The sequence below is a fragment of the Streptomyces sp. NPDC088810 genome (genome assembly GCF_044750305.1).
Lineage (GTDB): Bacteria > Actinomycetota > Actinomycetes > Streptomycetales > Streptomycetaceae > Streptomyces.
Genome location: NZ_JBIVJQ010000006.1, coordinates 291,089 through 304,727 on the forward strand (window position 1 = coordinate 291,089; position 13,639 = coordinate 304,727).

Annotated in this window: 11 protein-coding genes; 4 read left to right on the plus strand and 7 right to left on the minus strand. The window is 73.2% G+C overall.

The window, feature by feature from the left end:
- Window positions 1–27 precede the first annotated feature (27 nt).
- The gene (locus ACIP4Y_RS21560) at window positions 28–1,095 is read right to left on the minus strand and encodes a glycerophosphodiester phosphodiesterase family protein (protein ID WP_401395772.1); all 1,068 of its coding nucleotides are present in this window, start codon (window positions 1,093–1,095) and stop codon (window positions 28–30) included.
- 380 nt (window positions 1,096–1,475) lie between these two features.
- Window positions 1,476–2,621, minus strand: a complete 1,146-nt coding sequence (locus tag ACIP4Y_RS21565; RefSeq protein WP_401395775.1) for a PP2C family protein-serine/threonine phosphatase — start codon at window positions 2,619–2,621, stop codon at window positions 1,476–1,478.
- A 175-nt stretch (window positions 2,622–2,796) separates the two neighbouring features.
- Here ACIP4Y_RS21565 and ACIP4Y_RS21570 point away from each other — a divergent pair, with 175 nt between their 5' ends.
- From ACIP4Y_RS21570 to ACIP4Y_RS21580, 3 genes are read left to right on the plus strand one after another with little or no spacing between them, the layout of a single operon-like run.
- Window positions 2,797–3,477, plus strand: coding sequence for a hypothetical protein (locus ACIP4Y_RS21570; RefSeq protein ID WP_358645651.1), 681 nt, complete (start codon window positions 2,797–2,799; stop codon window positions 3,475–3,477).
- Window positions 3,474–3,752: a BON domain-containing protein gene (locus tag ACIP4Y_RS21575; protein ID WP_358645653.1), complete on the plus strand. Its 279-nt coding sequence runs from the start codon at window positions 3,474–3,476 to the stop codon at window positions 3,750–3,752. Before ACIP4Y_RS21570 ends, ACIP4Y_RS21575 begins: the two co-directional genes overlap by 4 nt.
- Window positions 3,749–4,480, plus strand: coding sequence for a metallophosphoesterase (locus tag ACIP4Y_RS21580; protein ID WP_401395779.1), 732 nt, complete (start codon window positions 3,749–3,751; stop codon window positions 4,478–4,480). The genes ACIP4Y_RS21575 and ACIP4Y_RS21580 overlap by 4 nt, the downstream gene beginning before the upstream one ends.
- Window positions 4,481–4,508: 28 nt before the next feature.
- Here the strand turns inward: ACIP4Y_RS21580 and ACIP4Y_RS21585 are convergent, their stop codons facing one another.
- Together ACIP4Y_RS21585 and ACIP4Y_RS21590 are read right to left on the minus strand one after the other, a co-directional pair.
- The gene (locus ACIP4Y_RS21585; RefSeq protein WP_401395782.1) at window positions 4,509–5,756 is read right to left on the minus strand and encodes an MFS transporter; all 1,248 of its coding nucleotides are present in this window, start codon (window positions 5,754–5,756) and stop codon (window positions 4,509–4,511) included.
- A gap of 401 nt (window positions 5,757–6,157) precedes the next feature.
- Window positions 6,158–7,147 carry an aldo/keto reductase gene (locus tag ACIP4Y_RS21590; RefSeq protein WP_401395785.1) on the minus strand — a complete coding sequence of 330 codons (990 nt, stop codon included), beginning with the start codon at window positions 7,145–7,147 and terminating at the stop codon, window positions 6,158–6,160.
- Between the two features lie 450 nt (window positions 7,148–7,597).
- Between ACIP4Y_RS21590 and ACIP4Y_RS21595 the strand changes: the two genes are divergently transcribed.
- Window positions 7,598–10,972 (plus strand): pyruvate carboxylase, encoded by a 3,375-nt coding sequence (locus ACIP4Y_RS21595; RefSeq protein WP_401395788.1) that lies wholly within the window; start codon window positions 7,598–7,600, stop codon window positions 10,970–10,972.
- Between the two features lie 62 nt (window positions 10,973–11,034).
- On the opposite strand, the gene ACIP4Y_RS21600 is transcribed toward ACIP4Y_RS21595, so the two are convergent.
- From ACIP4Y_RS21600 to ACIP4Y_RS21610, 3 genes are all read right to left on the minus strand, one after another.
- Window positions 11,035–12,015 (minus strand): SMP-30/gluconolactonase/LRE family protein, encoded by a 981-nt coding sequence (locus ACIP4Y_RS21600; protein ID WP_401395791.1) that lies wholly within the window; start codon window positions 12,013–12,015, stop codon window positions 11,035–11,037.
- 189 nt (window positions 12,016–12,204) lie between these two features.
- Entirely contained in the window at window positions 12,205–12,669 is a 465-nt protein-coding gene (locus ACIP4Y_RS21605) for a hypothetical protein (protein ID WP_401395794.1), read from the minus strand.
- Window positions 12,670–12,763: 94 nt separating this feature from the next.
- Window positions 12,764–13,540: a polysaccharide lyase family 7 protein gene (locus ACIP4Y_RS21610; RefSeq protein WP_401395797.1), complete on the minus strand. Its 777-nt coding sequence runs from the start codon at window positions 13,538–13,540 to the stop codon at window positions 12,764–12,766.
- Between the last annotated feature and the right edge of the window lie 99 nt (window positions 13,541–13,639).

The following is a 13,639-nucleotide window of genomic DNA, read 5'->3' on the forward strand; positions in this document are numbered from 1 at the left end:
GAGCGGGGCTCACGCCCGCCGAGCCGGTCAGCCGCGGCCGTGCGGGCGGTAGGGCCGGGGCAGCGGCATACCGCGGTCGGCCATGATCCGCCGGACGCGGTCGGGATAGTCGGTGATGATCCCGTCGACGCCCAGCTCCATCAGCGCCGCCACGGTCGCCGGGTCGTCACAGGTCCACGGCACCACCTTCAGCCCCCGGGCGTGTGCCTGAGCGACCATCGCCGCGTCGGAGTAGAAGCGGAACCCGGGGTCGCCGACCTTGCCGCTCTGCGGGAAGCCGTAGTTGGGGGAGAGGGTGGCGACCCCGGGCAGGATCGCGGCCGCCCGGACGAAGTCCCCGTCGTAGTCGTCGGCGTCGATCCCGCCCAGCCACGGGGACGCGCCTGGCTTGCCGACCTCCAGGAAGTCGTAGTTCGTCAGCGCCACCAGCGGCCACCTCGGCGCCAGCCGGTGCATCGCCCTGAGCGCGCCCCAGTCGAAGGACTGGATGGTGACCTGCCGCTCGATGCCCGACCGGTGGATCTCCTCGTAGACGCGTCGGACGAACACCTCGCGCGGCGCGGTCTGTTCGGGCGCGGCCGCCTCCACCTTGGTCTCGATGTTCAGCCTCACGCCCCGGGCGTGGTAGCTCTTGACCAGGTTCAGGACGTCCTTCAGCTCCACCATCCGGAAGCCCCTGACGACCTCCTGCTCGGGGAAGCCGGGCAGCTGCCGGTAGCCGCAGTCGAGGGTCCTGACCTGAGCGAACGTCAGGTCCTTGATGTACTTGCCGACGTACGGGTACACCGGATCGCCGGGCGTGACGGGGCCGGTGTCCCGGCACTTGACGGCGCTGACCTGCCGGTCGTGGTTGACGACCACCCGCAGGTCCTTGGTGACCTGGGTGTCCAGCTCCAGCGTGGACACCCCGAGCCGCAGCGCCTTGCCGAACCCCTCCAGGGACTCCTCGGTCGTCAGGCCGAGGCCGCCGCGGTGTGCCTGGAGGTCGAAGCGGCCCTTCACGGGACCGCCGGGCGCCGCCTGCGCGGCCACGGGGGACAGCAGCGCCGGCAGCAGGGCCAGACCGGCGAGCAGACGTCGTACGGGTGCAGACATCGGGAACCTCTCGGGTCGGAGCGGGCGCACGCGCGAGTAGGGGTTGGCGTTGGCGGGCTGCGCGGAGTCGTGGCAGTGACCGTTGACGTCACCGCCCGGCCTGAGGCCGGGGTCGATCGCGCGGGCGGGAAGGTCTGTTCCGGGCCGTCGGCGCTCCGCGGCAGCATCAGCCGCAGCACGCTCGCGCCGGCGCTACCGGGCGCGGGGAGGACGAGGGCGAGCGCGGAGGCCGACTGACGCACGGGGGCTCCCAGTTGTCGAGGCGCCGCAGATTCTCGCAACGCCCCGGCGGGAGGGGCCACCCTCTGAACTGAACTTTGCCGCACAGACAGTCGAACACGAGCACGGGAGCGGGCGCGGGGGCGCCTCCGGCCGCTCGCTCAGCCGCCGCGGCCCAGGTCCCCGCGGCCGAGGTGCCGGCGGCGTTCGACGTGGGTGCGGTGGACCGCGATCAGCGCGGCGTCGTCGCCGAGCCGGCCGCCGGCGTGGGCGAGCAGATCGCGCCGCAGGTGGTGCATGAGCGCCTCGGGGCTGTCCTCGGCCCACCGCAGGACCCGGTCCGGCAGCGGATAGAACCGGCCGCGCTCGTCCCGGGCCTCCACGACCCCGTCCGTGTAGAGAAGCAGCGTGTCACCCGGTTCGAAGGAGAACACGTCCAGCGTGTGCTCGCTGCTGTCGTGCACCCCGAGCGGCGGCGAGGGGTGCAGGCTCGGGACCGTCACGCCGTGCTCGGGGCTCAGCAGCAGCGGCGGTGGATGACCGCAGCTGGTCATCCGGGTGACCGGGTCGCGGTCCGGGATCTCCACGAGGAGGGCGGTGGCGAACCGCTCGCCCTCCTCCTCCGGGGTCTCCAGATCGGCCGCGTAGCGGGTGACGCTCTGGTTCAGCCGGTTCGCCAGCTCGGCCAGCGGGATGTGCCGGTGGGCGCTCTCGCGGAAGGCGCCGAGCAGCAGCGCCGCCTCGCCGATGGCGGGCAGCCCCTTGCCGCGGACGTCACCGATCAGGAGACGGATCGCGCCGTCGCTCACGGTCGCCGCGTACAGGTCGCCGCCGATCTGCGCCTCGTCCTCCGCGGCCAGGTACAGCGAGGCGATCCGCAGCGGGCCGATCTGCTCGGGCAGCGGCCACATCAGGACGTGCTGAGCGGCCTCGGCGACGGTGCGGACCTGGGCCAGCTGGGCCTGCCGGCGCTGCCGCAGCGCGCTGTAGACGACGGTGAGCACCACGAGGATGCTGAGGGTGATGATCTGCACGATGTGGTTGGTGGTGCCGATCCCGCCGTGGTGGAAGCCGATGAGGGTCTGGGCGGCCACCGCGAGCGCCCCGATGCCGGCCGTGGTCCGGGGCCCGGCGAAGGAGGGGGTGAGCGCGGGCGCGATCACCAGGGCCGGCCCGAGATGGACGTCGGTCGGGGACCGCAGGTCCACCACCGTGATCACCGCGATGAGCGCGACCGGAAGCACCAGCAGCGCGTGCGCCGACTGCCACGGCTGCCGCGGGCCCGGGCGCCCGAGCGGGGGTGCCATGCCTCCCAGCGTGCGCCCCGGGCGGGTGCCGCGCACGTCACACCCGACCGGCGATGCGCGGTGGCGGACTGAACCTTTCCGGCGACGCCGTGTCGCGGGCGGCGCGCCGGGTACCCGTACGACCCCCGGGACCGACCCGCCACCCCGGGGTGCAAGGGTGCCGAATGGAGAGGTCATGACGCACAACGGGGAGGACACCGCGCCCCTGACGCGACCGGAGGTCACCGAACTCCGTCTCGCCTCGGGGCCGGACCCGCTCACGCCCACGCCCGAGCCGTCGGAACTGCCGCAGGACCGCAGCCAGGCGATTCTGGAGGCCACCAAGGCGATCGGTGCGCTGCTCAAACGCGCCGGCCATCCCTTCGCGCTGGCCGGCAGCGTGGCCGTCTACGCCCACGGCGGCAGCCGCTACCTCCAGCACGACGCCGACTTCGCCATCCTGCCCGAGGACGCGGAAGCGGTGGCCGCCACGCTGCGCGAGGCAGGTCTCGGCGTGCGGATCCCGCCGGAGGACTGGCTGCTGAAGACCACCTGCCACGGGCAGAACATCGACATCATCTTCGCGCTGGCACACCAGCCCGTCACCCGGGACATGCTCGACCGGGCGCACGTCCTGCCGGTCGACTCGGTACTCATGCCCGTGCTCTCCCCGACCGACCTGATCCGCAGCCTGATCAGCGCGTTCTCCGAGCACTACTGCGACTTCGGGTCGGTGCTGCCGGTGGCCCGCGCGGTCCGCGAGAAGGTCGACTGGGACACGGTCCGCGCGTCCTGCGGTGACCAGCCCATGCCCGCCGCATTCCTCTTCCTGCTCGAACGGCTGAGCGTGATCGACCCCCAGGAGGGGCAGCCATGACCGACACCAGCCCGCCGCCCCCGCCGGCGGCAGGGAGCCTGGACTACCGCGTCGCCCACCTCGCCGAGCACCTGGCCTGCGGAGACCTCGCCGAACTCGGCGTACGGCTCGAACTGCGCGGCGACGCCGTCCTGCTCACCGGCACGGTGCCGTCCACCCAGTGCCGGGACGACATCCTGCGCATGGCCCGCGAGGAACTGGCGGGGCACCCGGTCCACAGTGACCTGCTCGTCGCCGGGACTTCCTCGCCCGACCACGGAGAGGACCTGACATGATCCGCGTCGCGGCCGTCGGGGACATCCACATGGGCCCCGAGAGCCAGGGCACGCTGCGGCCCTCCTTCGAGACCCTGCCCGGGTGTGCCGACGTCCTGCTGCTCGCCGGCGACCTCACCCGGCACGGCACACCGGAGGAGGCCGCGATCGTCGCCCGGGAGATCAAGGACCTCGGGGTGCCCGTCGTCGCCGTACTCGGCAACCACGACCACCACGACGAGCGGCCCGAGGAGGTGACCGCGATCCTCCGGGACGCCGGCGCGCACGTTCTCGAAGGACAGGCCGCCGTCGTCACCGCCGACGGCGCCCGGATCGGGGTCGCCGGGACGAAGGGCTTCGGCGGCGGTTTCGTCGGCCGCTGCGCCGGTGAGTTCGGCGAACCGCTCATGAAAGAGTTCGTGCGCTACACCCGCCGGTGCGCCGACGGCCTGCACAGCGCCCTGAAGGAGCTGGACGAGCAGGACTGCGACGCACGGATCGCGCTGACCCACTTCTCGCCGGTGCCGGACACGCTGGCAGGGGAGCCGCCGGAGATCTATCCGTTCCTCGGCAGCTATCTGCTCGCGGAGGCCATCGACACCGGCGGCGCCGACCTCGCGGTGCACGGCCACGCCCACGCCGGCACCGAGCACGGCATGACCAGCGGGGGCGTCCGCGTGCGCAATGTGGCCCAGCCGGTGATCGGGCAGGCCTTCCACGTGTACCACCTGCCCGGCCGGCACGGCTGACGCCGGCCGACCTCGGGGCCGGGGGGTGTCAGGCCGCTGTCTGGAGGGCCTCGCGGCCGGTCACGTCGCCGTCCTTCGCGCGCACCGTCAGCGGTACCGGTCCGCCGCGGCGGCGCACCAGCAGGCCCGCGCCGACCGACCCGGCGATGAGCAGCCCGCCGGCCACCAGGGCGCCGCGCGCCCCGGCCCACTCCATCAGCAGGCCCAGCAGCGGCGGCCCGCCGAGGCTCCACACCGTGCCGACACTGCTCCACACCCCGAGCACCCGGCCCCGCAGGTGCGGCGGCGGGTCGGTCTGCAGGACGGCCGTACCGGCGGTGTCGGAGACGGACTCCACGATCGCCATCGGCAGGACCAGCACCAGCAGCACGGCCAGCGACGGGGACAGACCCGCCACCACCTGCAGCAGCGCGCCCGCCGCCGCGAGCAGACCCACGGTCCGCACGGACGGCCTGCGCAGCCGGGCGCCGAGGACCGCGCCGAGGATGCCGCCGACGGCCAGCACCGTGGAGACCGTGCCGAACGCTCCGGCGCCACCGGCCAGCGGCCCGGTGACGAGGACGGCGAGGGTCAGGCCGTAGTTGCGGCCGAAGACGGAGCTGAGCCCGGTGATGCCCGCGAGCGCGACCAGGCGGGGCCGGCGGGCGAAGAAGGACAGACCCTCCCGCACGGTCATCCGCGCCGGAGCCGGAACCGCCCGCGGCCCGGCCGCCGGATCCGTGGCGGCCCCGGGAGCCGGCCGCAGGAACGGCACCACCGCGGCCACGAACAGGAACGACAGCCCGTTGGCGGCGTAGGCGGCACCCGTGCCGAGGAAGCCGACGGTCACGCCGGCCAGGGCGGTGCCCGCCAGCCGGCCGGCGCTGTGCACGAGTGCGCCCACGCCGATCGCGGACGGCACGTCCGCCACCGGCACCAGGTCGTTGCCGAGCAGCGCGCAGGCGGGCCCGTCGACGGTGGCGATGACGCCGGTCACCGCGGCCAGCACCAGCAGGGCCGGCATGTCGATCCGGTCCAGGGCCACCAGCAGCGCCGTCGTGAAGGCGACCGCGCCGAGCAGGGCCTGGCTCACGGTGACCGTCAGCTTCCGGGGCCAGCGGTCCACGGCCGCGCCGCCGAGCAGGCTCACGAACAGTGCCGGAGCCGCCTGGACCGACATGGACAGACCGGTCGCCGCCGCAGAGCCCGTGATGTGCAGGACCAGCAGGTTCTGCACCGTGAGCTGCATCCAGGTACCGGCGTTGGAGACGAAGTTCGCGGCCGACCACCAGCGCATGCTCCGGTACCGCAGGGAACGCCACGGCGAACGGGAGGCCGGAGCGGTGGAGGTGGACACGGGCAGGGCAGACGCAGAGGGCACGGCGGGGTACTCGACAACCAGGCGGCGGGACAGACCGGCGGTTCCCGTCGGTCCGGCGGCGTTGCACGGCCGGGCCGCCTGGTCAGGGCGCCGACCATCGTGGCAGACGGGACACCGGGGTCGACGCCGCCCCGACCGCCCGCCCCGGCCGATGTCCTCCAACCGCCCATGTGTGTCGGCGATTTGGACCCCGCGTGGGGTTCCTCACAGCCGTGCCGCCGACCCTGCCCGATCCGAACCTGCTGTGCCCTCGGCCACACCGGACCAGAACCTGCCGTGCCCTCGGGCACAGCGGACCCGCCCCTCCCACGCGCCGGCTAGCGATTGACCGTCCGCATCCCCGCCTCGTCGTACCGCTCACCCGACGCCTGCGGCAGCTCGGCGTCGATGCGGGCCAGGTCGTCCGCGGTCAGCTCGATGGTGGCCGCGGCGGCGTTCTGCTCCAGGTAGGTGCGGCGCTTGGTGCCGGGGATCGGCACCAGGTCCTCGCCCCGCGCCAGCACCCAGGCGATCGCCAGCTGGGCCGGGGTCACGTCCTTCTCGGCGGCGATCTCCTTCACCTTCTCCGCCAGCCGCAGGTTGGCCTGCAGATGGGCGTCCGTGAAGCGGGGGTTCTCGCGACGCCAGTCGTTCGCGTCCAGCTCGTCCGGGGAGCTGAACCGGCCCGCGAGGAAGCCGCGGCCGAGCGGCGAGTACGGTACGAAGCCGATGCCCAGCTCCCGGCAGACGGGCAGCACCTCGGCCTCCACGTCCCGGGACCACAGCGAGTACTCGCTCTGCACCGCGGTCACCGGGTGCACGGCATGGGCCCGCCGGATGGTCTCCGCGCTGGCCTCGCTCAGCCCGATGTACCGCACCTTGCCCTCGGCGACCAGCTCGCCCAGCGCGCCGACCGTCTCCTCGATGGGCACGTCCGGGTCGACCCGGTGCTGGTAGTACAGGTCGATGCGGTCGGTGCCGAGCCGCTGGAGCGAGCCGTGCACCGAGGCGCGCACATGCTCGGCCGAGCCGTCCTGCCGGCCGACCGTGCTCATGTCGCCGGGTACGGCGTCGTCCATCCGGTAGTTGAACTTCGTCGCGATCACGTACTCGTCGCGATGCCCCTTGATCGCCTCGCCCACCAGAGACTCGTTGGTGAGCGGCCCGTAGACCTGCGCGGTGTCGAGGAAGTCGATGCCGAGTTCGAGGGCGCGCCGGATGGTCGCGATGCCCTCGCCCTGGTCGGCGGAGCCGTAGAAGGCGGACATCCCCATGCATCCGAGCCCGATGGCCGATACCTGGAGGTCCCGCAGCCTGCGCTTCTGCATGGGGAATCCCTTCCTGCGTACTCGATCGTCGTTCCGGCGCGGCACATGGCCTCTCTCCATCTAGCGACGGATCGCGGCACCCGGCATCCCGTGGGGAAGGCCGTGCGCGCCGTCCGGAACGCTATGAGTTGGAGCGCTCTCGAAGTCAAGGCGTGCCAGGGCCCGCGACCCCGGCATGATCCAAACGACATCTCCAGCCGGGACAGCGGGGTCGGCGGAGGGGGCGCGGGATCAGCGCGACCACCTCGATGCCGGTCCGCGCGATCACCTCGGCGGGTCCCCGCGCCCGCCCATCGGATCGGCGTGCCCCTGTGGCGCTGCCCACCTCGTCAATGTGATGGTTTTCGCACCTCGACCCGTGCGGGCACCCCCTAAGGTGGCCGCGAGTACGGCAGGGCGTGGCTGACACCAGGGTGTTCGTCGCCGGCAGGCAGCTGAAGGGAATCCAGGATGTTCCGCAAGGTGCTGGTCGCCAACCGTGGAGAGATCGCGATCCGCGCGTTCCGGGCGGGCTACGAACTCGGCGCGCGTACCGTCGCCGTGTTCCCGCACGAGGACCGCAACTCGCTGCACCGGCTGAAGGCCGACGAGGCGTACGAGATCGGGGAGCCGGGGCACCCGGTGCGGGCCTACCTCTCCGTCGAGGAGATCGTGGGCGCCGCCCGCAGGGCGGGCGCCGACGCCGTCTACCCGGGCTACGGCTTCCTGTCGGAGAACCCGGAACTGGCCCGCGCCTGCGAGGAGGCGGGCATCACCTTCGTCGGGCCGAGCGCGGCCACGCTGGAGCTGACCGGCAACAAGGCCCGCGCGGTCGCCGCCGCCCGCGCCGCCGGCGTACCCGTGCTCGGCTCCTCCCAGCCCTCGACGGACGTGGACGAACTGGTGCGGGCCGCCGAGGAGATCGGTTTCCCCGTCTTCGTCAAGGCGGTCGCGGGCGGCGGCGGGCGCGGCATGCGCCGCGTGGAGGACCCCGCCCAGCTGCGCGAGTCCATCGAGGCCGCCTCCCGCGAGGCCGCGTCCGCGTTCGGCGACCCGACCGTCTTCCTGGAGAAGGCCGTCGTCGAGCCCCGCCACATCGAGGTGCAGATCCTCGCCGACGGCGAGGGCAACGTCATCCACCTCTTCGAGCGCGACTGCTCGGTGCAGCGCCGCCACCAGAAGGTCATCGAGCTGGCCCCCGCGCCCAACCTGGACCCGGAGCTGCGCGACCGGATCTGCGCCGACGCCGTCCGCTTCGCCCGCGAGATCGGCTACCGCAACGCCGGCACCGTGGAGTTCCTGCTCGACCGCGACGGCAACCACGTGTTCATCGAGATGAACCCGCGCATCCAGGTCGAGCACACCGTGACCGAGGAGGTCACCGACGTCGACCTGGTCCAGGCCCAGATGCGGATCGCCTCCGGCGAGACCCTCGCCGACCTCGGCCTGTCCCAGGACACGGTCACCCTGCGCGGCGCCGCCCTCCAGTGCCGGATCACCACCGAAGACCCCGCCAACGGCTTCCGCCCGGACACCGGCCGGATCAGCGCCTACCGCTCCCCGGGCGGCTCCGGCATCCGGCTCGACGGCGGCACCACCCACGCCGGAACGGAGATCAGCGCCCACTTCGACTCCATGCTGGTCAAGCTCACCTGCCGGGGCCGCGACTTCCACGCCGCGATCGGCCGGGCCCGGCGTGCCGTGGCCGAGTTCCGCATCCGCGGTGTCGCCACCAACATCCCGTTCCTCCAGGCGGTCCTGGACGACCCCGACTTCCAGGCCGGCCGGGTCACCACCTCCTTCATCGAGCAGCGCCCGCACCTGCTGACCGCCCGCTCCTCCGCCGACCGCGGCACCAAGCTGCTCACCTTCCTCGCCGACGTCACCGTCAACAAGCCGCACGGTCAGCGGCCCGACCTGCTCGACCCACTGACCAAGCTGCCGCCGCTGCCCGCCGGCGAGCCGCCCGCCGGCTCCCGTCAGCTCCTCGTCGACCTCGGCCCCGAGGGCTTCGCCCGGCACCTGCGCGAGTCGCCGACCATCGGCGTCACCGACACCACCTTCCGCGACGCCCACCAGTCCCTGCTCGCCACCCGGGTGCGCACCAAGGACCTGCTCGCCGTCGCCCCGGTCGTCGCCCGCACCCTGCCGCAGCTGCTGTCCCTGGAGTGCTGGGGCGGCGCCACCTACGACGTCGCCCTGCGCTTCCTCGCCGAGGACCCCTGGGAGCGGCTGGCCGCCCTGCGCGAGGCGGTCCCCAACATCTGTCTGCAGATGCTGCTGCGCGGCCGCAACACCGTCGGCTACACCCCGTACCCGACCGAGGTGACCGACGCCTTCGTGCAGGAGGCCGCCGCCACCGGCATCGACATCTTCCGCATCTTCGACGCCCTCAACGACGTCGGCCAGATGCGGCCCGCCATCGAGGCCGTACGCGAGACCGGCACGGCGATCGCCGAGGTCGCCCTCTGCTACACCGCCGACCTCAACGACCCGAACGAGCGGCTCTACACCCTCGACTACTACCTGCGCCTGGCCGAACAGATCGTGGAGGCCGGCGCGCACGTCCTCGCGATCAAGGACATGGCCGGCCTGCTGCGCGCCCCGGCCGCCGCCAGGCTGGTCTCCGCGCTGCGCCGCGAGTTCGACCTGCCCGTGCATCTGCACACGCACGACACGGCCGGCGGCCAGCTCGCCACCTACCTCGCCGCGATCCAGGCCGGCGCCGACGCGGTCGACGGCGCGGTGGCCTCCATGGCCGGTACGACCTCCCAGCCGTCGCTGTCCGCGATCGTCGCCGCCACCGACCACTCCGAGCGGCCCACCGGCCTCGACCTCCAGGCGGTCGGCGACCTGGAGCCGTACTGGGAGGGCGTCCGCAAGATCTACGCCCCGTTCGAGGCGGGCCTCGCCTCGCCGACCGGCCGGGTCTACCACCACGAGATCCCCGGCGGCCAGCTGTCCAACCTGCGCACCCAGGCCGTCGCCCTCGGCCTCGGCGACCGCTTCGAGGACATCGAGGCGATGTACGCCGCCGCCGACCGCATCCTCGGCCGGCTGGTCAAGGTCACCCCGTCCTCCAAGGTGGTGGGCGACCTGGCCCTGCACCTCGTCGGCGCCGGTGTCTCCCCGGAGGCCTTCGAGGCGACGCCCGACAAGTTCGACCTCCCGGACTCGGTGATCGGCTTCCTGCGGGGCGAGCTGGGCACCCCGCCCGGCGGCTGGCCGGAGCCGTTCCGCACCAAGGCGCTCCAGGGCCGCGCGGCGTCCAAGCCCGCGCCCGAGCTGTCCGCCGAGGACCGCGAGGGACTGGCCAAGGAACGGCGGGCCACCCTCAACCGGCTGCTGTTCCCCGGCCCGACCCGCGAGTTCGACACGCACCGGCAGAGCTTCGGCGACACCAGCGTGCTGGACAGCAAGGCCTTCTTCTACGGCCTGCGCCCGGGCAAGGAGTACGCCGTCGACCTGGAGCCCGGCGTCCGGCTGCTGATCGAGCTGCAGGCCATCGGCGAGGCCGACGAGCGCGGCATGCGCACCGTGATGTCCACGCTCAACGGCCAGCTCCGCCCGATCCAGGTCCGTGACCGCGCGGCGGCCTCGGACATCCCGGTGACGGAGAAGGCCGACCGGTCCAACCCCGGTCATGTCGCGGCTCCCTTCGCCGGTGTGGTGACCCTCGCCGTCGCCGAGGGCGACGAGGTGGCGGCCGGCGCCACGATCGCCACCATCGAGGCGATGAAGATGGAAGCCACGATCACCGCTCCCAAGGCGGGCCGCGTCTCCCGGCTGGCCATCACCCGCATCCAGCAGGTGGAGGGCGGCGACCTCCTGGCGGAACTCGTCTGACGGCCGGACGCGCGCTGCCGGCCGGTCCGTCCGGCCGGCAGCGCGCGTCCGGTGCAGGACGCCTACCCCCGGCCGATGAGGTGGCGCAGGCGGGCGAGCAGGAGGTTGGGGTCGCGCCGGGTGGTGAAGGCGGCGCTCGGCACGTACACGGTCCGGCCGCGGGCGGCCACGGAGGTCGGGTTGGACAGGCCGTCCCGCGCGGTGAGCACGTCCGTGACGGTGCCGTCCGGTTGGATCAGGACGACCTTGCCGGCGGAGTTGAGCGCGGCCAGCACGCTCTTGCCGTACCCGGGGAAGCTGAAATCGTCGATGCCGGTGAGCGCGTCGGCCCGGGTCTCGACGGGGCCGGCGGAGCCGTCCGGGCCGACGGGGATGCGCAGCAGCGTGCCCCGGTCGCTGTTGGACACCCACACGGAGTCCCGGCGGACCTTGATGCCGTTGGCGCCGAAGCCGTGCGCGGGCGGCGCCGGGAGCGGGGCGAGTGCCCGGCCCGTCGCCCACGCCGTGGCCGTGCCGCCCGTCTGCGGGACGCGCCAGATCGTGCCGCGCACCGAGTCGGCCGCGTAGAGCACGCCCCGCCGCTCGTCGAGGGCCAGCCCGTTGGGCAGCCCGTCGGCCGGCAGTGCGGCGATCCGCTGCGGTGCGCCGCCGTCGGGGGAGAGGCGCCAGATGCCGGTCGCGTCGGTGCCGGTGGCGTACCCGACGTACAGCGTGCCGTCGTGGGCGCGGGCGATGCCGGTGACGGCGGCGCTGTGCAGGAGCGGGGTGGCCGGGTGCGCCACGGCGGGCAGGGTCGCGCGGATGCCGATGTGGCCGTCGGGGGTGACGTGGGCGACCTGCCGGGCGAAGGCGAAGGTCAGGTCGGCGGAGCCGTCGCGGTCGACCACGATGTTCTCGGGTGTCTGCCCGGCGGCCAGGTCGAAGTGGGCGAGGACGCGTGCGTCCGTGACGAGCGGCTCATGGCCGGTGGCGGGCGCGGCGGCGACGAGGCCGAGCGCGAGCGCGGCCGTTGCGGCGCCGGTCAGGCGGGGGAGTCGGGGCATGTGACCTCTTTCCGGTCGGCGCGCGAGGCGCCGGCGTGCGGGGCCACACCAAGATGACGGGGGACGGGTCGCCGGTGGCGGGAGCCGGGCCGCGGAATCGCCCGCGCGGCCCACCGCCGCGCACCCCACCGGGCGCGCCCGGGTGACACCCGGGCCCGGACCACCGGCCCCAGCCGTCGAACCCCGCCGTCAGTCCCAGAGCGGATACGTCATGACCTGCTGGAAGCCCTCCGGACGGTCCTGGTCGTAGGTCAGGCTCATCCGGGTGTAGTGCTGGACGCCCGGATGCTTCTTCCAGGGCTTGGCGTCCTCGAGCCGGACGGTCACCGGATACGCGTGGAAGCTGCCGGCCGCACAGTACGGCTTGCAGTCGTTGACCATGTTCACGCCCACGGCGGTCGCGCCGCCCGGACCCCACTGCGACCAGTGGAGTCCGGTCAGCCGGCTGTTGCCGTCGCCGCAGGCCAAGATGAAGTCGCCGGGACGGACCGTGCGGTGCCAGAAGCAGTCGACCAGGACGGGCTGCGTCGCGTCGGCGCGGGCGGGAGGTGCGGTGGCGGTGGCCGGCGGACTGGCCGTGGCCGTGGTCATGGCCGCTGTGAGCAGGGCTCCGGCCGCGAGGGTGACCGCCGTTCCCACCACTGATCCGCGCATGGTCGCTCCCACCCGTCGTACTGTGTCCGACCGCGTGCACCCGACGCTACGACCGTCCCGCCGATTGCACCAGTCGCGCAGGTCGGGCCGCGTGTTAGCCGTGGGAGACGGTCAGCCCGTAGAACGCCACGCGGGCGCCGTCGGTGGTGCTGTCGGAGGAGGACTGGTTGTAGGAGCCGGCCTTGAAGTACTGCTTGTACGGCTTGAAGGCGGACGGGATGGCGTAGCGGCTGGTGGTGCCGTTCACGGTCAGCTCGACGGTGTTCCCGCCGGAGACGGCGATGGTGTAGTTCCAGGTCTTGCCGAGGGGGACGTGCCCGACGGGGTGCTGGGTCTGGCCGCCGGACGGCGAGTCCTCGGTGCCGAGAACGACGTCCCCGTTCGCGTGGTAGTACAGCTCCACCAGCGGCTTGGTGGAGGAGCCGCCCGAGCCGAGGTGGATCTGGCCGACGCACACGTTCCTGGTCACGGACACCACCCGCAGGGTCGCGCTCATCCGGTGGCTGCCGGCGAGCGCCCAGTCGGCGGGGGAGCCGTTGCGGTTCATCTCGCGCAGCTCGGAGCGGGCGTACTTGGAGTTCGGCGTGGTGACGCCCTTCTCCGGCGCCCAGAAGGTCATCGCGCCGTCGCGGGTGTCGGTGTAGAAGTACGCGTCCTGGTAGCCGTCGGGGCCCTGGAGCCGGGACGAGGGGATGGTGGTGGGCTTGCCGGGGGAGCCGACGGGCTCCTGGAGCTGCCAGACGGACAGGTCGAAGTTGCCGCCGGGCGCGACACGCGGATCGGCCGCGTCCGCGCCGCCGGTGCCGAGCGCGGTGAGGGCGAGGGCGAGGGCCGCCGGGGCCGTCGCCGTGACAAGCCGTGATCGGGTCATGTGGGGGGTCCCTCCGTCGGACCGGGATGCGTTCAGCATGGTGAACGCCGAACGCATCCTTGGTCGTCGATGACCCGAGAAGCTAAAGGTCTGAACCAG